Source organism: Nocardia nepalensis, from assembly GCF_048910785.1.
Taxonomy (GTDB): Bacteria; Actinomycetota; Actinomycetes; order Mycobacteriales; family Mycobacteriaceae; genus Nocardia; species Nocardia nepalensis.
In genome coordinates this window covers 76,381-98,610 of sequence record NZ_JBKBET010000037.1, presented here as the reverse complement: position 1 = coordinate 98,610, position 22,230 = coordinate 76,381, and the positions used below count along the sequence as shown (strand labels likewise).

Here is a 22,230-nt window from a genome sequence, read left to right as displayed (position 1 = left end):
GCGGTCGGCTGCGCGCTCGGTGTCGGTCTGGTCCTGGCGATGGCTGCGTACGGGTTCCTGCGATGGATCACCCCGACCAGCGAGGCGAAAGCCGCGCCGATCGACGTCACCCGGGTCGCATTGACCGTCGTCGCCGGCGTGGGTGGGGTCGTCGCGTTGGTGATCGCCTACCGCCGGCAACGCGATCTCGAGCAGAGCCGGTTCGTCGAACGATTCGGCGCCGCGGCCGCCCAGCTCGGCGCGACCGACGTCGCGGTCCGCATCGCCGGGGTCTACGCCATGGCCGGTGTAGCCGACGAATCCGACGGACTACGTCGGCAGCAATGTATCGACGTCCTCTGCGGCTACCTGCGACTGCCCTACGACGCCGAGCACGGTGCCAGCGGACGGACCAAGTTCGTGGTCAAGGCACCCCGCGTCGAACACGGGCGAGTACGTGGGGAGACCGAGGAACATATCGAGTACCGGCAGAACGACCGCGAAGTCCGCGCGACTATCGTCCGCGTCATCGCCGACCACCTTCGATCCGAAGCCGAATACAGCTGGTCGACAAGTAATTTCGACTTCCGTACCGCCCACCTCGAAAACGTCGACTTCAGCCGAGCCACATTCTCCGGCGCCACCCGTTTCGACAACACCACCTTCACTGGTACCGCCATATTCGTCGAGGCCACCTTTACCGGCGACGCCGAGTTCAGCAGGGCCACCTTCACCAGCAGCGCCGAGTTCGATAGAGCGACGTTCACCCGCGAAGCCGGGTTCGGTAGCGTTACATTCACCAGCTACGCCAGGTTCGGCAGTGCCACGTTCGCCCGCGATGCCAAGTTCGACTTGGCCATCTTCACTGGTGACGCCAAGTTTGTCAGTGCCAAATTCGCCGGCCACGCCAGATTCGACGAAGCCACATTCACCGGCCACGCCAGATTCGACGAAGTCATATTTACCGGCGACGCAAGGTTTGTCGAAGCTATCTTCATCGGTGAGGCCTGGTTCGGCAGAGCAAAATTCACTAGCAACGCCCGCTTCGGCAGTGCCACTTTCACCAGTGATGCCAGGTTCGGTGGCGTCACATTCTCCCGCGAGGCCGGGTTCGGTAGCGTTACATTCACCAGTTACGCCCGGTTCGGCAGGGCCACGTTCACCCGCGACGCCAGGTTCGTCGGGGCGACGTTCACCGGCGACGCCAGGTTCGTCGGGGCGACGTTCACCGGCGACGCCAGGTTCGACGAAGCCATATTCACCGGCGACGCCAGGTTTGACGAAGCAATATTTACCAGCAACGCCGGCTTCTACGAAGTCACATTCACCGGCAACGCCAGGTTCGACAAATCTACGTTCACTAGCAAGGCCACGTTCGCAAATGTTTCTTTTGAGAGCTGGGCCAGTTTCCGGGCCGCCGATTTCGGCTCCGGTCGAGTTGTCTTCAGAACTCCGCGCCAGTGGGGGCCGCCACCGCCGCAGTTCGATTGGGCTGACGACGGTGATCGGAAACCCTCGAACATTGAGCCGGCAGACTGGCCACCCGCAGTGGTGGCAGTGTCATAACTAACTGCGGTGGCTGGGATTACCCTCTGAACTGGGCAAACAGATAAACCCGCGAATACCGCTACATCAGTCGCCCACTTGGGATTTCCGTGGGAGGCATATCCCGAATTCGATGGGCCGGTGGCGGTTTTCGCGACGATCACCATGCCGGACACGATGGCTTGGCTGACCGGGGTGACGGTGTAGTCATCGGCATCGAAATCGGCCGCATCCAGGCCGGCCACCGCGGCGACGTACAGGCCGGCACCGGGGATGACCAACGAGCGCCGTTCATGCACGCTGGTATCGAAGAGGGTCCGTGCCAGATGCTGCGGGCCCGGCCCACCCGGAGGTAGGGACAAGGGTGCGAATGAGACGGTTCTCGGTCTACCGCGGTTCCTGTTCCGAACAGTTAGATCAGTCGGTCTGTGAGAAGGTGAATCGTCCCGTTGCACTGATCAAGCGCTGTCGCGCCGCTTCTGCGGTCATTTGTCCTAGCGCAACTGCTTTGCCAAGGTGAAAGAGGTCTCGAGTATCGATGGCCAGGCCATCCGCTTCAGCGAGTGCGTCAAGATCCTCCTGATGTCCGTGGAGTAACAGACGTCGAGTGCTTGGATCGCGCTCCCGAAATTGGTTTACGACGTACCACTGGGCCGATGGGAGCTTGCCGCCGTTCTCCTGTGCGTAGAGGGTGACCCATCGGCTGAGCTTTTGAAGATCGGACGGCTTGCCGCCTGATGTGTACCCCTTAACCTCACACACCGCAATCCAGTCATCGAGAACCACACGAAGGTCCTCTCGTTTCTGCTGTCGACGTTCCTGCCTGTCCATGTTGCGGACTGTGAAGCCGAGCCGACACAGGGCGGATTCGACAGCATCGACGAGTTCGTCATCGCCGGAAGTCAGCAGGACACGTTCGTCAGCATCGGCCGCGTCCTGCTCGACTTTCAGTTGCGCTTGGGCGGCAGCGATTTTGCGTTCCTGTTCAGCGATGATCCGCTGCGTTTCCTCCTGCTGACGGTCCAGCGCAGCGCGGGCGGCAAGCTCGGCAGGGGTCATCCACATTGGATCGGACGTCCACGCTGGCTCCGCAGGAAAGGTTGCCGAGTCTTCCTTCGACCAGTCCTTGAATGCCGCCAACAACCAGGGCGTTATGTCCTCAATCGCCTCCGGAAGGTACAAGCATTCGAGAGCACCCCGCGGGGGTCGGTACCGCATGGCGAAGACATTGCCGTCGAGATCATGGATGAGCGGTGTGTATGACGCCGACTCCTCCGACTCGTCCCACTTGACTCCGCAGCTGAATCCAGGACGCTCGCGCATCGGTTTGAGGAGCGGCACGAGCACCTTTTTGGCGAGCTCGCGCCAGTCGCCATCCAGTTCGTCTGGTACTACGAGTTCTTCGCCAGCGCAGGGGTGTCCATAGAACAGTTGAGGAAGGGGCATGGAGACACTGGTCACGGGGATATACCCCGTTGGCTGCCCTCCGAACTGAATCACCCGCAGGTGTTCAATGGAGGCGAATCCGAAACCTTCCGGTTTCCCGATACTGACTAGAAGATCTCGGCTTTCCCAGCGCAGCAAGCGGTGGCCATCGTGGTAGTCCACCGTCCCGCAGTACTTCTCAAGCGCTTGACCAGCAGGGCTGTTGGGTTCGATCCCTTGTGCGACGGTCCGTGGCTTCGTGTTGTCGTCGTACACAACCACGTCGAAATCTCCCCGTACATCGTCGCAAGATGGTGCATATCAGCCTGCCAGCCCCACATTTGCCCCACGCAACCCGCTGCGCAACGGGGCTTGCCCCACAAAAACATGGATCTATCTCGGTACTTGCAAGTGGGCGCAGAGGGGTTCGAACCCCCGACCGCTGGTGTGTAAAACCAGAGCTCTACCACTGAGCTATACGCCCGGGATCCGCCGGTGGGTTACCGGCGGGCCGGTCTAGGACTCTAGCGCGGCGAGCGCTTTCTCCCAAGCCGCCTGGTCACGGGCCTCGCCGGGGCCGTTCATTTCGGAGAAGCGGATGACGCCGGTGCGGTCTACGACGAAGGTGCCGCGGTTGGGGTATCCGGATTTCTCGTTGAAGACGCCGTAGGACTGGGCGACGGCGCCGTGCGGCCAGAAGTCCGATAGCAGCGGGAAGACATAGCCCTGTTCGGCGGCCCAGATCTTGTGAGTGGGCGGCGGGCCGACCGAGATGGCGAGAATTTCCGCATCGTCGTTCTGGAATTTGGGTAGCTCGTCCCGGACCCTGCACAGCTCGCCCTGGCAGATTCCGGTGAAGGCAAGCGGATAGAACACGAGCAGGACGTTCTTCTTGCCGCGGTAGTCCGAGAGCGTGACGGCCTGGTTGTTCTGGTCCTTCAGCGTGAAATCCGGCGCGGGCGTGCCGACTTCCAGCGGGCCAACCTCGAATGGCATCACTGATCCTCCATCGTGTCGGGCTGCACCGGGTGGTGAAACACCACCCGGCGAAACCATAGCGAAAGCGGTCAGCGCTGCTTCGAGGGTGCCTTGGGCTGCACGAGGCGGCTGCCGGACCAGGCACCCAGGCTGATCGCCGAGGTTTGCGTCAAACCCGCCGTGGGCGCCGCTTCGGCGATATCGCTCGGGTCGACATGGCCAGGCTGTCCGGTCTTGGGGGTGAGCACCCAGATGAAGCCTTCGTCGGCCAGCGGGCTGATGACTTCCATCAGCTCATCCGCCAGATCGCCGTCGCCTTCTCGCCACCACAGCAGTACGGCGTCGACGACCTCGTCTGAGTCTTCGTCGACCATCTCCCCGCCGCTGGCCTCTTCGACATCGGCCCGCAGGTCGTCGTCGGTGTCCTCGTCCCAGCCCAGCTCCTGGACAACCATGCCGTGTGTAATGCCAAGCTTCTGAGCGTAGTTCTGCGCGTCCGCCGCGGCGACCACGGTGGTGTCCTCCTCAACTCCAGACAATAGGTAGTTGCAAGCGAACATGGTTATCGCCTCGAGCGCAAGCTGATCCGATGAAATACCCATGGAATGTCGCGTGACAACCTCGTGTCGTTGACCGATTTTCGCCAACCGCCCTCGGTTCGTGGGATGAATTTCAGCGTTTCGGGCAGGCGTCCTTGACCGCGTTGCGGGCGTCGTTGACCCGCTTGCTCGCATCGTTGAGCGCGCCGACCGGCGCGGTGTAGGTCATCTTGCGGGTTTCGGCGGCCAGCTGCCGTGCGGCGGCGATGTATTCGGTGAATTTCGCCTGCAGATCGGCCGGTAGCGCGCCGTTGGCGTTGTTCACGCCGGTTTCGACCTTGTTCGCGGCGTCTTCGAGCGTCTTGGCCGCGGTATCGCGCTTGGCGTTGTAGTCCGGCGCGTTCGCATCGTGCGCATCTACGAATTCGTTGTACTTCGAGACGCCGACGCCCGTAGTTGTGGGGAATTGACCGCAGTTGTCGCTGATCGCCTGTGCCTGTGCGGCGGCCTTGCGCGAAGAGGTGGCCGCGGCGGAGGAGGAGGCCGCATCGGCCTTGTAGGCCGCCAGCTCCGAGGTGTTCGGATTGGCAACTCCCTCAACGTGTTTCGCGCATCCGGCGACGGTGAGGCCGAACGCGACCGCCGCTACCGCGCACACCGCTGCGAACCCGCGTGGGTCCAGCACCTTCATTGTTCTGCTCGCCCCTCTTTGTCGTCGGCGGTACTCGACTCACGTTCCCTGCGGAACCGTACTGCAGATGCCCCTGACATGATGACCTGGGCCACATCTTCCGCAAGGATGGAGGTGCGCCCGAACCTAACGTAGACGGGTGGTCCGCCAACCAAGCGTGTCCGCCCGGGGAAACAGACGCCCATCAGCTTGTCCACCCCTGTACGAGGAGCAGATTTGACCGACCTGATCCACTCTTCCGTACCAGCGAAATCCGCTGGTACCGACTCCGCGCGCGATTCGAATGGATCGCATGTGCCGCCGACCGGCGGCCGGGTGCGGGTGATCCGCGAAGGAGTGGCGTCCTACCTACCGGACATCGACCCGGAGGAAACCTCCGAATGGCTCGAATCGTTCGATGACATGCTCGACCGAGAAGGTCCGGGCCGCGCGCGTTACCTCATGCTCCGGCTGTTGGAACGCGCCGGTGAGCGTAGGGTCGCCATCCCATCCCTGACCTCCACCGACTACGTCAACACCATCCCCACCGAGAACGAGCCGTGGTTCCCCGGCGACGAAGAGGTGGAGCGGCGCTTCCGTGCCTGGATCCGCTGGAACGCGGCGATCATGGTGCACCGGGCCCAGCGTCCCGGCATCGGTGTCGGCGGCCACATCTCGACCTACGCGTCCTCGGCGGCGCTCTACGAGGTCGGCTTCAACCACTTCTTCCGTGGCAAGGACCATTCCGGCGGCGGCGATTCGATCTTCATCCAGGGTCACGCCTCGCCGGGCATCTACGCCCGCGCCTTCCTCGAGGGCCGGTTGAGCACCGACCGGATGGACGGCTTCCGGCAGGAGTACAGCCACGGCGGCCCGGGCCACGGCCTACCGTCGTATCCGCATCCGCGGCTGCTGAACGACTTCTGGGAGTTCCCGACGGTGTCCATGGGCCTCGGCCCGATGAACGCCATCTACCAGGCGCGGTTCAACCACTACCTGCACGACCGCGGCATCAAGGACACCTCCGACCAGCACGTCTGGGCCTTCCTCGGCGACGGTGAGATGGACGAGCCGGAGTCGCGCGGCCTGATCCAGGTGGCCGCCAACGAGGGACTGGACAACCTGACCTTCGTGATCAACTGCAACCTGCAGCGTCTCGACGGCCCGGTGCGCGGCAACGGCAAGATCATCCAGGAACTGGAGTCGTTCTTCCGTGGCGCGGGCTGGAATGTCATCAAGGTCATCTGGGGCCGCGAGTGGGACGCGCTGCTCGGCGCCGACCGCGACGGCGCGCTGGTGAACCTTATGAACAGCACTCCGGACGGTGATTACCAGACCTACAAGGCCAATGACGGCGCCTACGTCCGCGACCACTTCTTCGGCCGCGACCCGCGCACCAAGGCCCTGGTCCAGGATCTCTCGGATCAGGAGATCTGGAACCTCAAGCGCGGTGGTCACGACTACCGCAAGGTCTACGCCGCCTACGCGGCCGCGATGGCGCACAAGGGTCAGCCGACGGTGATCCTGGCCAAGACCATCAAGGGCTACACCCTCGGCAAGCACTTCGAGGGTCGCAATGCCACGCACCAGATGAAGAAGCTGACCCTGCAGGACCTCAAGGACTTCCGTGACCTGCAGCGGATTCCGATCTCCGACGCCGAGTTGGAGAAGGATCCGTACCTGCCCCCGTACTACCACCCGGGCATGCAGGCGCGCGAAATCCAGTACATGCTCGATCGCCGCAAGGCGCTCGGCGGCTTCCTGCCCGAACGGCGCACCGCGGCTAAGCCGCTGCAACTACCCGGGGACGAGGCGTACAAGTCGGTGCGCAAGGGTTCCGGCAAGCAGAATGTGGCCACCACCATGGCCCTGGTCCGGCTCATGAAGGAGCTCTTGCGGGATAAGGAGATCGGCAAGCGGATCGTGCCGATCATTCCGGACGAGGCCCGCACCTTCGGTATGGACTCGTGGTTCCCTTCGTTGAAGATCTACAACCGCAACGGGCAGTTGTACACCTCCGTCGACGCGGAATTGATGCTTGCCTACAAAGAGAGCGCCGTCGGGCAGATCCTGCACGAGGGCATCAACGAGGCCGGTTCGACGGCGTCGTTCACCGCGGCGGGCACCTCCTACGCCACGCACGGCGAGCCGATGATCCCGCTGTACATCTTCTATTCGATGTTCGGCTTCCAGCGCACCGGCGACGGATTGTGGGCGGCCGCGGATCAGCTGGCGCGCGGTTTCGTGCTCGGAGCAACCGCCGGGCGGACCACGCTGACCGGTGAGGGCCTGCAGCACAACGACGGCCATTCGCTGCTGCTCGCCTCCACCAACCCGGCCGTGGTCACCTACGATCCCGCGTTCTCCTTCGAGATCGCGCACATCGTGCGGGACGGCCTGCGCCGGATGTACGGCGGCGGCACCCCGGAGCCCGGACCCGGCGCACTGCCGGGCACGCATCCGCACGGGTCCGCCGGCGACTTCGGTGGCGAGGACGTCTTCTACTACATCACCCTCTACAACGAGCCGTATGTACAGCCCGCCGAGCCCGACGATCTCGATATCGCCGGACTGCTCAAGGGCATCTACCTGTACAAGCGCGGCGGCGAGGGCAATGTGCGCGCCCAGATCCTGGTCTCGGGCGTCACGGTGCCCGACGGTGTGCACGCCCAGGCGCTGCTCGCCGAGGACTGGGGTGTGCAGGCCGATGTCTGGTCGGTGACCTCGTGGGGCGAACTCCGCAAGGAGGCGCTGGACAAGGAGATCGCCCAGCTGCGCAACCCGGGCACCGACGCCGGGGTTCCGTACGTCACCCAGGCGCTGGCCCGGGTCGATGGTCCGTACGTGGCCGCGACGGACTGGATGCGCGCGGTGCCGGACCAGGTCCGCAAGTGGGTCCCCGGCGACTTCACCACGCTCGGCACGGATGGTTTCGGTTTCTCCGACACCCGCCCGGCCGCGCGGCGGGTCTACAACGTCGACGCGCAATCGATCGTGGTCGCGGCCTTGGCGGCACTGGCACGCACCGGCAAGATCGATCCCGCCAAGGTCACCGAGGCGGCGGCGAAATACCGCATCGATGATGTCGACGCCGCGCCGAAGTCGGCTCCCGGCACCGAAGACGAACTCGCATAGCGGACGATTGGATGGTGGAACGTAAACCGCCGCGGCCGCGTCGGATCTCCGAAGGCTCTTCCGAGCACGAGGTGTATCTGCCGACGGGCGCGCTCTCCCCGAACCGGCAGACCCGTGACCCACTTCCGGACACGCTGCTCAAACGCGTGAAGCAGTTCTCCGGACGCCTCTCCACCGAGGCGGTCGGGTCGATGCAGGATCGGTTGCCGTTCTTCGCCGATCTGGACGCCGCGCAGCGCGCGGGCGTGCAGATGCTGGTGCAGACCGCGGTGGTGAACTTCCTGGAATGGCTGCAGGATCCGGAAAGCGATATCCGGTTCAGCCTGGACGCCTTCCAAGTGATCCCGCAGGATCTGGCGCGGCGGCTGACGCTGCGCCAGACCGTGGACATGGTCCGGGTGGCCATGGAGTTCTTCGAACAATGGCTGCCCGCGCTCGCGCGCAACGACCGGCAGCTGGTCGCGCTCACCGAGGCGGTGCTGCGATACGGGCGTGAGCTCGGCTTCGCGGCCGCCTCGGTGTACGCGAGCGCCGCGGAATCCCGTGGCGCATGGGACACCCGCCTCGAGGCGTTGGTCGTGGACGCCGTGGTGCGCGGCGATACCGGTCCGGACATGCTCTCGCGGGCCGCGACCTTGAACTGGGACGCCACCGCTCCGGCGACGGTGCTGGTCGGCACCCCGCCGGGGGATCAGGGCGTATCGATGGTCGGTTCGGTGCACACCATCGCCGCGCGGCACGGTCGCGCGGCGCTGGCCGTCGTCCAGGGTTCGCGACTGGTGATGGTGGTCAGTGGAAACCTCGGCGATACCTCTTATGTCTCACCGTTTCTCGCGGATCTGCTGGCCGAGGTGTTCTCCGACGGTCCGGTGGTGATCGGCCCGACCATGCGCACCCTCGGCGCGGCGCATGCCAGCGCGGTGGAGGCGCTGGCCGGAATGGAGGCCGTTGTCGGCTGGCGTGGGGCTCCGCGGCCGGTGCACGCTGCGGAATTGTTACCCGAGCGCGCATTACTCGGTGATCGAGCTGCAATCGACGCGTTGAACGAGTATCTTGTGCTTCCGTTGGCCGCCGCGGGTTCCTCGCTGGCGGACACGCTCGAGGCCTATCTGGATTGCGGTGGAGCCGTCGAGACATGCGCCCGGCAGCTGTACGTTCATCCAAATACGGTTCGCTACCGCCTCAAACGGATTGCCGAGATCACCGGGCGTGATCCGATGAATCCGCGGGATGCCTATGTGCTCCGAATCGCGGCAACTGTGGGTCGTTTGACACGAACACGTAACGAACCGTCAACTCCCGCCCCAGAGGCCGCTCAATTCTCGATGGGTCACGAGGGCCTGTAACGGATCCGGCGAACCAGTCGATCGGGACAACCCACATGCGCTTTTGTGGGACCCCCACAAAAGCGAGCAAAAAGGTTCATTCGCGTCGACATCTCGTGCGGTGCACCTCACAGTGTTTTCTTAGAGATGTGATCGCGTTGTTCGCCCCTGGACAGGGGTCCCAGACACCCGGCATGCTCGCGCCTTGGCTCGACCTTCCAGGCGCGACCGATCGCCTCGCCCTCTGGTCCAAGGCCTCCGGCCTGGATCTGGTCCGTCTCGGCACCACCGCGACGGCGGAGGAGATCACCGACACTGCCGTGACACAGCCACTCGTCGTGGCTGCCGCGTTGCTGGCGTACGCCGAAATCGAGTCGGAATCACTTCCGGCCGATACCATCGTGGCCGGACATTCGGTCGGCGAGCTCGCCGCCGCCGCGGTCGCCGGAGTCATCTCCGCCGACGAAGCGGTCACCCTGGCCGCCATCCGCGGTGCGGAGATGGCCAAGGCGTGCGCGCTGGAACCGACCGGCATGTCCGCGGTGCTCGGTGGCGATGAGGCCGCCGTGCTCGCGCGGCTCGAAGAGCTCGACCTCGTCCCGGCCAACCGCAACGCCGCGGGACAGATCGTGGCCGCCGGACTTTTGACCGCCCTGGCGGAACTCGCCGCGAACCCGCCCGAGAAGGCGCGGGTGCGGGCGCTGCCCGTCGCGGGGGCCTTCCACACCGCGTTCATGGCTCCGGCTCAGGACGCTGTGACCAATGCCATAGCCAAGATCACGCCGAACGAGCCGACCCGGACCCTGCTTTCGAACTTCGACGGCAAGCCGGTGGCGTCCGGAGCCGATGCGGTCGCTAAGCTCGCGGCGCAGGTCACCCGGCCCGTCCGGTGGGACCTGTGCACCGAAACCGCGCGGCAAGCGGCGGTTTCGGCCGTGGCGGAGCTGCCGCCGGCGGGCACGCTCGTCGGTATCGCAAAACGGGAACTGAAGGGTACGCCAACCCTGGCCCTGAAGACCCCCGAAGACCTCCCCGCGTTGGCCGGGCTCACCATCTCCGGCTAGCTTTCCCCCGCGGCCGTGCAAAGAAATACGCACGATCGTGACCGAGCAGACGGTAACCATCGGCTGACTCGACTCGAAAAACAACAGTGAAGCCCTGCAAAGTAGATAAGAAGGGAGCCACGAAGTGGCCGCTCTGACCCAGGAACAAATCGTCGAGGAGCTCGGCAAGATCATCGAAGAGGTGACGGGTATCGAGCCCTCCGAGGTGACGATCGAGAAGTCCTTCGTCGATGACCTGGACATCGACTCGCTGTCCATGGTCGAGATCGCGGTGCAGACCGAGGACAAGTACGGCGTGAAGATCCCGGACGAGGATCTGGCCAGCCTGAAGACGGTCGGCGACGCTGTCGCCTACATCCAGAAGCTCGAGGCCGAGAACGCTGAGGCGGCCGCGGAGCTCAAGGCCAAGTTCGACGCCGAGTAGGGCCGACACTGTGACCACTCCTTCCACCTTGAACGGGAACTTCCCCAACGTCGTCGTTACAAGCCTGGCGGCGACCACGTCGATCGCTGGTGATGTCGATGCGACGTGGAAGGGACTTCTCAACGGCGAGAGCGGTATCGACGTTCTCGAGGATTCCTTCGTCGAGGAGTACGACCTTCCGGTCCGCATCGGCGGTCACCTGAAGGTGCGGCCCGATACCCTGCTGAGCCGGGTCGAATGTCGGCGCATGGCCTACGTCGAGCAGCTCGCGACCGTTCTCGGTCGTGAGGTCTGGCAGAACGCGGGCACCCCCGATGTCGACCCGGAGCGTCTGGGTGTGGCGATCGGCACCGGGCTCGGTGGCGGCGACGCCCTCATCGACTCGGTCGACAAGCTGAAGAACGGCGGCTATCGCAAGATTTCGCCGTTGGCCGTTCAGATGGTCATGCCGAATGGCCCGTCGGCCGTCGTCGGTCTCGAATTGAAGGCCAGGGCAGGAGTGGTCACTCCGGTCTCGGCGTGCTCGTCGGGCTCCGAGGCCATCGCCAATGCATGGCGAATGATCGTCATGGGTGACGCCGATATGGTCGTCACCGGTGGCGTGGAGGGTTTCATCGACGCGGTGCCGATCGCGGCGTTCACCATGATGCGCGCGATGAGCACCCGCAACGATGACCCGAAGGGTGCCTCGCGTCCGTTCGACAAGGATCGCGACGGTTTCGTCTTCGGTGAGGCCGGTGCGCTGATGGTCATCGAGACCGAGGAGCATGCCAAGGCACGTGGTGCGACGATCCACGCGCGGCTGCTCGGCGCCGGCATCACCTCCGACGGCTTCCACCTGGTCGCACCCGACCCCACGGGTGACGGTGCCGCGCGGGCGATGACGCGGGCGATGCAGACCGCGGGTCTGACGCCGAAGGACATCACCCACATCAACGCGCACGCGACCGCGACTCCGATCGGCGATACCGCCGAAGCGAACGCGATCAACAAGGCCGTGGGTAACCATGCTTCGGTGTACGCGCCGAAGTCCGCACTGGGGCACTCGATCGGCGCCGTCGGTGCGCTCGAATCGGTGCTGACCGTGCTCAGCATCCGCGACGGCATCGTGCCGCCGACGCTGAACCTGGAGAACCAGGATCCGGAAATCGATCTGGATGTGGTGCACGGCGAAGCTCGCCGCCAGGAGATCGAGTACGCGATCAATAACTCGTTCGGTTTCGGTGGGCACAATGTGGCGCTCGCCTTCGGTCGGGCATAGCTGCCCGATATCTGATTTGGTCTGTGCGGAGCCCTCTGTGGTTACGCGCTGCCTCCTCCGGGCTTGACCGAGCAGACCGCACAACGAACCCCGGTGGGGTCGGCCAACGGAAAGTGCCGACCCCACCGGCCGTTCTACATACGCAGCCGCGGTAGCGGCGCACGTCCTTGAGGTGAGGAGAAAACGCGATGACAATCATGGCTCCCGCGTTTCAACCAGAAACTGCGACCGATCCGCGTGATCCGCTCGGTCGACTCCAACGCTTCTTCGACCCCGGAACCGTTCTACCGCTACATCCGCGGGATAAGTCCGGTGTGCTCGCCGCGATCGGTGAGGTCGATGGTGTCCGGACCGTGGCCTATTGCTCGGACGCCACCGTCATGGGCGGCGCGATGGGCGTGGAGGGTTGCAAGCACATCGTCGACGCGATCGACACCGCCATCGATTCCGCGATCCCGGTGGTCGGTATCTGGCATTCCGGTGGTGCTCGTCTGGCCGAGGGTGTCGAGGCCTTGCACGCGGTCGGGCTCGTCTTCGAGGCGATGGTCCGCGCGTCGGGTCTGGTGCCCCAGATCTCGGTGGTGCTCGGCTTCGCCGCCGGTGGCGCCGCCTACGGTCCGGCGCTGACCGATATCGTGATCATGGCGCCCGAGGGCCGGGTCTTCGTGACCGGTCCGGATGTGGTGCGCAGTGTGACCGGTGAGCAGGTCGACATGGCGACCCTGGGTGGTCCGGAGACCCACGGCAAGAAGTCCGGTGTGACCCACATCGTGGCCACCGACGAGGCCGATGCGCTGCATCGTGGTCGTCGTCTGGTGTCGATGTTCGCCGAGCAGGGTGAGTTCGATCTGGTCGCGGCCGCGCACGGCGATGTCGATCTGAAGGCGATGATGCCGGAGTCGGCCAAGCGTGCCTACGACGTGAAGCCGATCGTGCACGAGTTGCTCGACAACGTCGACGGTGAGTCCTCGTTCGAGGAGCTGCAGGCCGGTTACGCGCGCAGCATCGTCACCGGTCTGGGTCGGCTCGGCGGGCGCACGGTGGGTGTGCTGGCCAACAACCCGATCCGGCTGGGTGGGTGCCTGAACTCCGAAAGTGCGGAGAAGGCCGCGCGTTTCGTGCGGTTGTGCGACGCGTTCGGTATTCCGCTGGTGGTGCTCACCGATGTGCCCGGGTATCTGCCCGGTGTCAGCATGGAGTGGGAGGGTGTGGTGCGCCGTGGCGCGAAGCTGCTGCACGCCTTCGCCGAGGCGCGGGTGCCGCGGGTGACGCTGGTGACCCGCAAGATCTACGGTGGCGCCTACATCGCGATGAACGCCCGCTCGCTGGGTGCGACGGCGGTGTACGCCTGGCCCGGTTCCGAGGTCGCCGTGATGGGTGCCAAGGCCGCGGTCGGCATCCTGCACAAGAAGGCCCTCGCGGCCGCGCCGGAGGAAGAGCGTGAGGCGCTGCACGAGCGGTTGACCGTCGAGCACGAGCGCATCGCCGGTGGTGTCGAGCGCGCCATCGCGATCGGTGTGGTGGACGAGGTCATCGACCCGGCCAAGACCCGCAGCACCATCGCGGCCGCCCTTGCCGCCGCGCCGGTGCGCAAGAGCCACCACAAGAACATTCCGCTGTAAAGCCGATGGCGGAAGCGGGCCTCGGGATTTTCCCGGGGCCCGTTTTTCGTTCGTATTGTTCTAGGCGTGCGACCTGGGGCGACGGGTATATATCGATCGGCTTTCCGCCCAGCAATATCGTTGAAACTTCGGCGATACGCGTTGCTCGTACTTTGCGCCCATGAGCGTGACGATCGAAACCACCGCAGCGACCGACCTTGTGCGCAAACCGCCTTGGTACCGGTCGCTATTCCTGCAATTGCTGGTGGCGATCGTGGCCGGAATTCTGGTCGGCAAGCTGTGGCCCGACTTCGGTGCGGATCTCAAACCACTGGCCGATGGATTCATCAAGCTGATCAAGATGGTGATCGCGCCGATCATCTTCTGCACGGTGGTGCTCGGCATCGCCCATGTCGGCGATATGAGGGCGGTGGGGCGGATCGGGGTGAAGGCGCTGATCTACTTCGAGGTGATCACGACCTTCGCGCTGCTCTTCGGTTTGCTGGTGGGCAATCTGGTGCAGCCGGGTTCGGGTTTTCATGTCGACGCGCAGACCTTGGCGACCGGTGCGGAGAAGATCGCGAAGACCACCAAGAACGGTGAGTTGCCTCACGCAGTCGACTTTTTGCTGAATATCATTCCCGCGTCGGTGATTTCGGCATTCGCGGAGAATGCGCTGTTGCAGGTGTTGTTCTTCGCGGTGCTGTTCGGGTTGGCGCTGGCGAAGTTCGGCGGGCACTCGGGGACGGTAGCCGGCGGGGTGGGTAAGAATGGCCCGTCGGTGATTCTGGAGGTCGTCGATCACATCGGGAAGATCTTCTTCACGATCATCGGCTGGATCATGAAATTGGCGCCGCTGGGTGCGTTCGGGGCGATGGCCTACATCGTTGGGCAGTACGGGCTTTCCGCGCTCAGCAGTTACGGCAAGCTGATCGCCTGCTGTTATGGGGCGGCGGTGCTGTTCCTGCTGGTGCTCGCGGTGGTGGTGCGGGTTTTCGCGGGCGTGAGTCTGTGGAAGCTCGTCAGATACATCAAGGACGAACTGTTCCTGGCGCTCGGCACCGCGTCGACCGAGGTGGTGCTGCCGCGGATCATGATCAAGTTGACCGAGGCCGGATGTTCGCGGGCCACCACCGGGCTGGTGATACCGACCGGATATTCGTTCAATCTCGATGGTGCGACGCTGTATTTGTCCATCTGCGTGCTGTTCTTGGCGCAGGCGCTCGGTGTCGATCTGAGTCTCGGGGAGCAGATCACGGCGGTCGGGGTGCTGATGTTGACCTCGAAGGGGATGGCGGGGGTGCCGGGTTCGTCATTCCTCGCGCTCTCCGCGACGATCACCGCGATCGGGCACGGGTCGATTCCGGTGGCGGCGGTCGCGCTCTTGCTCGGGGCGGATCGGCTGATGGATTCGATGCGGGTCACGGTGAATTTGCTCGGCAATTGCGTTGCGACATTCGTGGTGGCGAAGTGGGAGGGACAGTTGGATTCGGAGCGGATGCGCAAGGTACTGAACGGGGAACAGGTGCCGATGCTGGAAGACGCCGATCCGATGATCGCCTACTCGGCCGAGGCGCGCTGAGTGGCAGCGGTGGGAAAGCCGCCGCCGGGTCTCGGCCGCTCGGTAGCATCGACAGGTGCGCTACGAGGAACTTGCCGATGAGCCGTGTTCGATCACGCGGCCGCTGGTGATTCTGGGCGACCGCTGGACCTTGGTGATCCTGAAGTACGCGTTCGCGGGTGTCCGGCGCTTCAACGCCTTCCAAACCGCGCTGGGCATCTCCCGGAGTCGGCTCCAGGATCGGCTCGACCGGCTGATCGAACACGGGATCCTGGTCAAACAGAAGGCGGCTGTCGGTGCGCACGAGGAGTATCGGCTGACGCCAAAGGGGCACGATATCTACCCGATCCTGATGGCGATCCGGGACTGGGGCGATGCGTATATGGCGCCCGATGGGCCGCCGGTCGCGTACCGGCATCGTGGGTGCACCGGTGAGGCGCATGTATCGCTCGAATGTGATTGCTGTGGAAGCGAACTCACCGCTCGGGACGTGACGCCGGAGCCGGGTCCGGGGTTGACCGAGGTTTCCGAAAGTGAGCGTGCGGCGGGCTGAGCTCGTCGCGGCTCAACGCCGTCGATACCGGATTGCCTGCCTGCGTGATCGGGCTGCCGCAGACCGAATGGGGGCCTCGCACAGGTTGCACTCTGTGCGAGGCTCGCACTACGTGGCAGTCAGTTACGAAGTGAGGCGGGTCTTTTCGGCCGGGTTGTCGCGGCTGACGCACTCCTGGTACGGGTTGGGGACGCCGATGCGCTCCTGGCAGTCCCAGACGGTGGTGCCGACGGTGATGGGGAGGACGACGGCGGGGTCCCACAGATCCGATTGGAGGGCATAGGCGTTGGCGACCGCGAGGGCGGTGGGGCAGGCGGCGGCGCCGTTGGTGGTGATGGCGAAGACCCCTAGGCCGAAGGGCCCGATGCCGCAGGAGATCGAGGTGGGTTCGGGGGCCGCCGCGGTGGTGGTGATCGGCGCGGGGGAGGTGGTGACGGGTCCGAGGGATGTGGTGGTTGTGGCGGCGGAGGTGGTGGTTGTCGCGCCAGCGGTCGTGCTCGTGGCCTTGGCGTTGGTGTTGTCCGACTTGCCGCAGGACGCCAGGCCGAGCACTAGTGCGGCGGCCGCTAGGACTGTCGAGAGTGCACTGATGGAACGCATAGAGCTGACCTCCTGTGCTGTGCGATCAACGGCAGGGGCTGCCGAATCCACCCCCGATTCGTCCCGACACCCTAGCGCCGCGCGGCCGCTCGCCGTCGATAGCCGGCCGGCGTGCCGGGTGGTTTCGCCCGCGTCGCGCAGGATCAGGCGTTGTGCCAGGTCGCGACCCGGTCGAGGTCTTCGCGGGAGGTGCGGAAGGTGTTGACCGGGTGATCGGGGTTCGGATAGCCGAAGGAGATCGCGGCGACCACTCGGCGGTGCTCGGGGAGGTCGAAGTAGGTGCGCAGGAAGGGGGAGTAGGAGGCGAGGGCGGCTTGGGGTGCGGCGCCGAGGCCCAGGCTCTGGGCGGCCAATAGGAAGGTGCCGATGTAGAGGCCGCAGTCGACGGCGCCGTAGACGCCGAGGTCGGCCTCGGTGGTGATGATCGCGACGTGTGGGGCGTCGAAGAGTTCGAAGTTGCGCAGTGCCTGGCGCGTGGTGCCAGCGTGGTCGCCCTTCACGATGCCGACGCTGTCGTAGAGTTGCAGCCCGCATTCGCGTCGGCGATCGCGATAGGCGCCGGTGTACTGCGCGGGAAATGCGAAATCCGGTTCCGGTGTCGCGGTTGCGACGTGTTCGAGGAGTTCCTTGCGGAAACGGTCGGTGCCCGCGCCCTCGGTGAGGACGACCTGCCAGGGCTGGGTGTTGCACCAGGAGGGGGTGCGCTGGGCCAGTCGCAGTAGGGCCTCGATGGTATCGCGGGGGATCTGATCGGTCGTGAACTGTCGGCAGGTCCACCGGTCGTCGAGGATGCGGCTCAAGGTCGTGAACTCGTCGGTCTGCAGGCTGGTCGGGCTCATGAGGCACCTCTCGGATCTGGTCTTATTTCGAGACTGAACGCTAGCAGCTATGGTCTCGTTTTGGAACTGGCAGTGCGGATGGGCTCGCCGCGTTCGATCCGGCGGTATCGCCAAATTGTTTGGCTCACAGTGAGATACGCAGTGCGCCAGACGTCGAAAGTGGGGGCTCGGGTTGCTCGGGCAATTCGGTGAAAGATGCCATGCGGGTCGGAGTCGCCTTGTAGTCTCCGGCCTGGAGTGAAATGCTATTGCTCCTGATCTCTAGAACGGGGAACGTGTTGAAGGTTTGTCTCGCCACCGTGTTCGCCTGCGGTGTGGTGTTTTTCGGCGCCACCGGATGCAGTAGCGGGACCGAATCGCATGGCGATCACACCCCGACCACCGCGCCGACCAGTACGGCCGCGCCGACCAGTGCGGCCGCGCAGTCGACCAACGCGCCCGAGCCGCCCGCCCCCGCTCCGCAGGCGGTACCGGCGCCGGAAGTGACATCAATAGCCCCGCCCGCACCGCAACCGCAAGCAGTACCGGCACCGCAAGCGCCCCCCGCCGCTCAGACCGCCCCGCAGCCCGAACCGGCCAAACCCGCACCAACGTTGACCGCACCCGGATTCGAACCGCGCGCGGGCTACTGACAGCGAAGGGATCGTCTTGAGCAGCAAGCTCTCTCGCCGTGGCGCCCAGTGGCTCGGGGCGATTACGGCGACCGTCGCGGTTGCGGCCGGGGCGCCCGCGGCAGCACAAGCGGCCCCGGCGGCCGCACCCGGCAGCGCCTTGGTGGTGCTCGGGGATTCCTTCGCCGCCAACGGTTTCCGGTGGGAAGTGGATGCGAAGGAGTGTCTGCGCGGACCGGCCTCGTGGCCGACGCAGCTGAGTCGACTGATGGGAGTCGCGGGTAGTTCCGACTTCGTCGACGCATCGTGCTCCGGCGCGGCGATCGAGACCGCTCGGGGATATTCGCTGGTTCAAGAGGCGATCGATGCCGATAAGGCGGGGGCGTTCGGTCCGCGAACCAAGTTGATCGCGTTGCAATTCGGGCTCAACGACAACTGGGGCGCGAGCGGGACCACGCTGTGGACCTCGCTGCTGCCGTGCGTATTCAACCTCGCCGACGGATGCGGACTCGAGGCGGCCGAACAGGGTCGGATCACCGATTATCGGGCCGTGTCCGGCGGTGACTATGCCCGGCGCATCCGCGAGGTGGTCGAATATCTGCGCTATTACGCGCCACACGCGAAGATCGTGCTCGTCGGCTATCCCGAATTGTTCCCGTCCGGACAGGATTTCACCTGTATCAGCGTGCTCGGCGTCGGGCAGTACGTGCAACCGAGGGGTGCGGCGCTGGTCGAGTATCTCGATCGCATCGATGCGGCGCAGCGGGAGGCGGCGGCGCAGCTCGGGATAGAGTTCTTCGATTCCAGGGCGCAGACCGCCGGGCACGGATTGTGTTCGGCGCAGCCGTGGTTGAACGGTGCGCTCGATCCGCGTGCGGATCTGGTCGGGATTCCGTTTCATCCCTCGGCGCACGGTGATTCGGTGATCGCGGGAGCGTTGTACGAGCGGTACGGCAAGTGACCGAGCAGCGGCCCGCGTTGCCATCGTTGACCGGGGCGCGGTGGTGGGCCGCGTTCGCGGTATTCCTGTTGCACGCCTTGGTATTTCTGCCCGTCTACCCGTTTCAGAAGTCCGAGCTGTTCCGGCACATCCATCAGGTGATGCCGATGCAGTTGGGCGCGGCCGGGGTCACGTTCTTCTTCGTGCTCTCCGGATTCATCATCTATTGGTCGTTCCGGCCGGGGAATTCGGTGCCGCGGTTCTATTGGCGGCGGGTGTTGAAGATCTATCCGACGCATCTGGTGGCGACGGTGGCATTCATCGTGATAGCGAGTGTGCCGCTTTCGCGATTGGTGGTGTGGGTGCCGAATGTGTTGCTGATCCACACCTGGGTGCCGAAGTGGACGACGGTCGGTGGGCTCAATGTGCCGTCCTGGTCGCTGGGCGCGGAAATGCTGTTCTACCTGAGTTTTCCGCTCGCGTTGCCATGGGTGCGACGCATTCGCGGCGATCGGGTGTGGTGGGCGATGGCGGGGCTGCTCGTGCTGATCCTCGCGCTGCATACCGCGTACTTCCTGTGGGTGCCCGGACCCAAGGGCATCGCGAATGCCTTTGCGCCACGGCTGGTTCCGGGGGATGTGTCGCCGTTCTTCGAGCTGCACGCGTCACCGGCGTGGTTCGCGCAGCCGGATATCCCTGTCGCCCCGGCCTATTGGCTCAGTTATACATTTCCGGTGTCGCGGTTGCCCGAATTCTTCCTCGGCGTGCTCGCGGCGCGGCTGGTGCTGGAGGGGCGTTGGCGCAATACGCGGTTGACCTGGCCGCTGCTGGCCTTGACCGCCGCGTTCGCCGCCACCTGGGTGGTACCGGTCAATTACAAAATGTCAGCACTGCTACTGGCGCCGATGACCGCGGTGGTCGCGACGCTCGCGGCGCGGGACCTGGCCGGTATGCGCGGACTGAACGCCTCGCCGCGAATGGTGTGGCTCGGCAATATCTCCTTCGCGTTCTATCTGATCCAGTTCCCGGTGATGGTGCTGATCACCCGGCTTTTCATCGGCGGCGGGCAGTTCGGCCCGCTGGGCTGGCTCGGGTTCGCCGGATTGAGCCTGATCGTCGCGACGGCGGCGGCCGCGGCGATCTACCGATGGGTCGACGAACCACTCATGCGCCGCTTCTCCGGCCGTCGCACGGCGCGCCCGCTCACGACGACGCGGGAACCGGTCGACCGCGTTACCGCCGCGGCTGCGCCATGACGAGGCAGAATCCCAGGCATGAATCCCGGGGACCCTGCCGCGCGCGACCGCAAACGGCACGGTAGGCACTACACGCCACCCGCTTTGGCGCACTTCCTCGCGCAGCGGCTGCTCGAGCATGTGCCTGGCGGTGCGGGGGTGACGTCGGGTCCGGGGGTGGGCGGTGCTCGGGGGTCGAGCGTCCCGCCGGATGTCGCGGTGGCGGGTGCAGGGGTGGTCGGTGCGCTGAGCGCGGGCCTGCCGGAGATGGCGGTGGCGGGCGCTACGACGTCAACTGTTGGAGCCTCGAGTGCCGGGATGCCGGGTGGGGTGTTGCGGGTGCTCGACCCGGCTTGTGGGGACGGTGAACTGCTGCTTGCGGTGAATCGGGTGGCGGGTGAGGTATTGCCGGGGGTGCGGGTGGAGTTGGTGGGATATGACCTGGATCCGGCCGGGGTGGCGATGGCGCGGGAGCGGGCGGCGGGGGCGGGGGTTGGGGTCGAATGGCATATCGGGGATTTCTTGACCGAATCGGCGGGGATCGCGGCCGGATCGTTCGATGCGATCATCACCAATCCGCCGTATGTGCGGACTCAGCAGTTGGGTGGGCCGACCGCGCAGTTGCTCAGCAAGCAGTTCGGGTTGCAGGGGCGCATCGACCTCACCCATCCGTTCGTCGCCGTCGCGCCGCGGCTGCTGCGCTCGGGCGGGGTGCTCGGGTTGTTGTGTGCCAACCGGTTTCTCACCACCAAGGCGGGTGCGAACATACGCAGCCTGCTGCTCACCGAGCTGGCTCCAGTCGAACTGTACGACCTCGGTGACACGAAGCTGTTCGAGGCGGCGGTGCTGCCCGCGGTCACCATCGCCACCCGCACCTCATCAAGGGCGAGCTGCCGCTACGTGTCGGCCTATGAAGTCGATGGTGCCGAAATCCTCAGTGGGACAGACCTCTTCGAGGCCCTGGCGGCCGAACGCAGTCACTGTGTCGATCACGGTGGGCGCACGTTCGCGGTAGAGGTGGGTACCTTGGCGACGGGCGATCCGGCAGTGGCGGGTCGTGACACGGATGGGTTCGCAGGAGCGCTGTCGGCTGCGGACAAGGGCGCTTGGCGAATGTCTCGGCCGGAGGTCGACCGGTGGTTGGCGGAGGTGGAGGCGGGGACCTGGCGAACATTCGGTCAGGTGGGGCGGATTCGGGTGGGGATCAAGACGACCGCGGATCGGGTGTTCATTTCCGATCGGTGGGCGCAGGTGCGGCCGCGGCCGGAGGGGGAGTTGTTGTTCGATTTGATCACCCATCAGGATGTCGATCCGTGGCGGATCGCGCGGGAGCGCGACACCCGGGTGCTGTATCCGTATGACACGGCACAAGCCACGCGGATGCCGGTTGATCTGCGGGAGTTTCCTGGGGCCGCAGCGTATTTGGAGACACATCGCAAGACGTTGGCCGGTCGGAAGTATCTGGCCGACAGTGGCAGGGAGTGGTTCGAGATCTGGGTGCCGCAGCGGCCGCATCTGTGGCGGGTGCCGAAGGTGGTATTTCCCGATATCAGTGAGCGGCCGAGGTTCGCGTTGGATCGGTCCGGAGCCGTGGTGAACGGGGACTGCTATTGGATGTCGCTGGCCGATCTCGGCGTGGACGGTGCGGCCGAGCGGCTGGCGTATTTGCTGATGGGCGTGGCGAATTCGGCGTTGGGCCTGCGGTTCTACGATGCGGTGTGCGGGAATCGGCTGTATTCGGGTAGGCGGCGGTGGATCACCCAGTATGTGTCGCGGTTGCCGCTGCCGGATCCGACGACGATGCGGGCGGGCGGGGTGGTCGAGCTGGTACGGGAATTCGTCGACGGCGGGCGGGCACCGGACGCGAATTCGCTACGGCTGCTGGATGAGTGGGTGGCGGCCGCGTTCGGCACGCGGATGTTCGAAATGCGTTGAGTTCGGAATT

The 22,230-nt window shown here is 65.0% G+C and carries 19 protein-coding genes and 1 tRNA gene; 13 read left to right on the top strand and 7 right to left on the bottom strand.

The window, feature by feature from the left end; translation table 11 throughout:
• Positions 1 to 120: 120 nt before the first annotated feature.
• Positions 121 to 1,545 carry a pentapeptide repeat-containing protein gene (locus tag ACHQ4I_RS32110; protein ID WP_420775627.1) on the top strand — a complete coding sequence of 475 codons (1,425 nt, stop codon included), beginning with the start codon at positions 121 to 123 and terminating at the stop codon, positions 1,543 to 1,545.
• Positions 1,546 to 1,941: 396 nt separating this feature from the next.
• Here ACHQ4I_RS32110 and ACHQ4I_RS32105 read toward each other — a convergent pair whose 3' ends face one another.
• The 5 genes from ACHQ4I_RS32105 to ACHQ4I_RS32085 all read right to left on the bottom strand — a co-directional run bounded on the left by ACHQ4I_RS32105 (position 1,942) and on the right by ACHQ4I_RS32085 (position 5,157).
• Positions 1,942 to 3,231 (bottom strand): hypothetical protein, encoded by a 1,290-nt coding sequence (locus ACHQ4I_RS32105; protein ID WP_420775626.1) that lies wholly within the window; start codon positions 3,229 to 3,231, stop codon positions 1,942 to 1,944.
• Positions 3,232 to 3,361: 130 nt separating this feature from the next.
• Positions 3,362 to 3,433: transfer RNA gene (locus tag ACHQ4I_RS32100), tRNA-Val, on the bottom strand.
• 32 nt (positions 3,434 to 3,465) lie between these two features.
• Entirely contained in the window at positions 3,466 to 3,945 is a 480-nt protein-coding gene (locus tag ACHQ4I_RS32095; RefSeq protein WP_420775625.1) for a peroxiredoxin, read from the bottom strand.
• Positions 3,946 to 4,016: 71 nt separating this feature from the next.
• On the bottom strand, positions 4,017 to 4,439 hold the full coding sequence (locus ACHQ4I_RS32090; protein WP_040688342.1) for a DUF3052 domain-containing protein: 423 nt from the start codon (positions 4,437 to 4,439) through the stop codon (positions 4,017 to 4,019).
• A gap of 160 nt (positions 4,440 to 4,599) precedes the next feature.
• Entirely contained in the window at positions 4,600 to 5,157 is a 558-nt protein-coding gene (locus tag ACHQ4I_RS32085) for a hypothetical protein (protein ID WP_420775624.1), read from the bottom strand.
• Between the two features lie 294 nt (positions 5,158 to 5,451).
• Between ACHQ4I_RS32085 and aceE the strand changes: the two genes are divergently transcribed.
• The 8 genes from aceE (at position 5,452) to ACHQ4I_RS32045 (ending at position 16,060) form a co-directional block, all read left to right on the top strand.
• Positions 5,452 to 8,271 carry a pyruvate dehydrogenase (acetyl-transferring), homodimeric type gene (aceE, locus tag ACHQ4I_RS32080; RefSeq protein ID WP_420776064.1) on the top strand — a complete coding sequence of 940 codons (2,820 nt, stop codon included), beginning with the start codon at positions 5,452 to 5,454 and terminating at the stop codon, positions 8,269 to 8,271.
• A gap of 11 nt (positions 8,272 to 8,282) precedes the next feature.
• Complete coding sequence (locus ACHQ4I_RS32075; protein WP_420775623.1) at positions 8,283 to 9,617, top strand: PucR family transcriptional regulator; 1,335 nt, start codon at positions 8,283 to 8,285, stop codon at positions 9,615 to 9,617.
• Positions 9,618 to 9,745: 128 nt separating this feature from the next.
• Positions 9,746 to 10,660 (top strand): ACP S-malonyltransferase, encoded by a 915-nt coding sequence (locus tag ACHQ4I_RS32070; protein ID WP_420775622.1) that lies wholly within the window; start codon positions 9,746 to 9,748, stop codon positions 10,658 to 10,660.
• Positions 10,661 to 10,784: 124 nt separating this feature from the next.
• Entirely contained in the window at positions 10,785 to 11,084 is a 300-nt protein-coding gene (acpM, locus tag ACHQ4I_RS32065; RefSeq protein ID WP_040688302.1) for a meromycolate extension acyl carrier protein AcpM, read from the top strand.
• A gap of 10 nt (positions 11,085 to 11,094) precedes the next feature.
• Positions 11,095 to 12,345 (top strand): KasA/KasB family beta-ketoacyl-ACP synthase, encoded by a 1,251-nt coding sequence (locus ACHQ4I_RS32060; RefSeq protein ID WP_420775621.1) that lies wholly within the window; start codon positions 11,095 to 11,097, stop codon positions 12,343 to 12,345.
• Between the two features lie 188 nt (positions 12,346 to 12,533).
• Positions 12,534 to 13,967 carry an acyl-CoA carboxylase subunit beta gene (locus ACHQ4I_RS32055; RefSeq protein WP_420775620.1) on the top strand — a complete coding sequence of 478 codons (1,434 nt, stop codon included), beginning with the start codon at positions 12,534 to 12,536 and terminating at the stop codon, positions 13,965 to 13,967.
• A 160-nt stretch (positions 13,968 to 14,127) separates the two neighbouring features.
• Positions 14,128 to 15,528: a C4-dicarboxylate transporter DctA gene (dctA, locus tag ACHQ4I_RS32050; RefSeq protein WP_420775619.1), complete on the top strand. Its 1,401-nt coding sequence runs from the start codon at positions 14,128 to 14,130 to the stop codon at positions 15,526 to 15,528.
• A 55-nt stretch (positions 15,529 to 15,583) separates the two neighbouring features.
• Positions 15,584 to 16,060, top strand: a complete 477-nt coding sequence (locus ACHQ4I_RS32045; protein WP_420775618.1) for a winged helix-turn-helix transcriptional regulator — start codon at positions 15,584 to 15,586, stop codon at positions 16,058 to 16,060.
• A 123-nt stretch (positions 16,061 to 16,183) separates the two neighbouring features.
• On the opposite strand, the gene ACHQ4I_RS32040 is transcribed toward ACHQ4I_RS32045, so the two are convergent.
• Positions 16,184 to 16,660 carry a hypothetical protein gene (locus ACHQ4I_RS32040; RefSeq protein WP_420775617.1) on the bottom strand — a complete coding sequence of 159 codons (477 nt, stop codon included), beginning with the start codon at positions 16,658 to 16,660 and terminating at the stop codon, positions 16,184 to 16,186.
• Positions 16,661 to 16,803: 143 nt separating this feature from the next.
• Positions 16,804 to 17,499 carry a nitroreductase gene (locus ACHQ4I_RS32035; protein WP_420775616.1) on the bottom strand — a complete coding sequence of 232 codons (696 nt, stop codon included), beginning with the start codon at positions 17,497 to 17,499 and terminating at the stop codon, positions 16,804 to 16,806.
• Between the two features lie 275 nt (positions 17,500 to 17,774).
• Between ACHQ4I_RS32035 and ACHQ4I_RS32030 the strand changes: the two genes are divergently transcribed.
• From ACHQ4I_RS32030 to ACHQ4I_RS32015, 4 genes are read left to right on the top strand one after another with little or no spacing between them, the layout of a single operon-like run.
• A complete protein-coding gene (locus tag ACHQ4I_RS32030) occupies positions 17,775 to 18,131 on the top strand; it encodes a hypothetical protein (RefSeq protein WP_420775615.1) in 357 nt (118 codons plus the stop codon).
• Positions 18,132 to 18,147: 16 nt separating this feature from the next.
• A complete protein-coding gene (locus tag ACHQ4I_RS32025) occupies positions 18,148 to 19,071 on the top strand; it encodes an SGNH/GDSL hydrolase family protein (protein WP_420775614.1) in 924 nt (307 codons plus the stop codon).
• A complete protein-coding gene (locus ACHQ4I_RS32020; protein WP_420775613.1) occupies positions 19,068 to 20,306 on the top strand; it encodes an acyltransferase family protein in 1,239 nt (412 codons plus the stop codon). The genes ACHQ4I_RS32025 and ACHQ4I_RS32020 overlap by 4 nt, the downstream gene beginning before the upstream one ends.
• A gap of 18 nt (positions 20,307 to 20,324) precedes the next feature.
• On the top strand, positions 20,325 to 22,220 hold the full coding sequence (locus tag ACHQ4I_RS32015) for an Eco57I restriction-modification methylase domain-containing protein (protein WP_420775612.1): 1,896 nt from the start codon (positions 20,325 to 20,327) through the stop codon (positions 22,218 to 22,220).
• The last annotated feature ends 10 nt before the right edge of the window (positions 22,221 to 22,230 follow it).

Bases quoted from the DNA above. Each gene is read 5' to 3' on its own strand.
- ACHQ4I_RS32095 (WP_420775625.1), bottom strand. From the start codon at position 3,945: ATGCCATTCGAGGTTGGCCCGCTGGAAGTCGGCACGCCCGCGCCGGAT.
- ACHQ4I_RS32085 (WP_420775624.1), bottom strand. From the start codon at position 5,157: ATGAAGGTGCTGGACCCACGCGGGTTCGCAGCGGTGTGCGCGGTAGCG.
- ACHQ4I_RS32075 (WP_420775623.1), top strand. From the start codon at position 8,283: ATGGTGGAACGTAAACCGCCGCGGCCGCGTCGGATCTCCGAAGGCTCT.
- ACHQ4I_RS32055 (WP_420775620.1), top strand. From the start codon at position 12,534: ATGACAATCATGGCTCCCGCGTTTCAACCAGAAACTGCGACCGATCCG.
- dctA (WP_420775619.1), top strand. From the start codon at position 14,128: ATGAGCGTGACGATCGAAACCACCGCAGCGACCGACCTTGTGCGCAAA.
- ACHQ4I_RS32040 (WP_420775617.1), bottom strand. From the start codon at position 16,660: ATGCGTTCCATCAGTGCACTCTCGACAGTCCTAGCGGCCGCCGCACTA.
- ACHQ4I_RS32035 (WP_420775616.1), bottom strand. From the start codon at position 17,499: ATGAGCCCGACCAGCCTGCAGACCGACGAGTTCACGACCTTGAGCCGC.
- ACHQ4I_RS32015 (WP_420775612.1), top strand. From the start codon at position 20,325: ATGAATCCCGGGGACCCTGCCGCGCGCGACCGCAAACGGCACGGTAGG.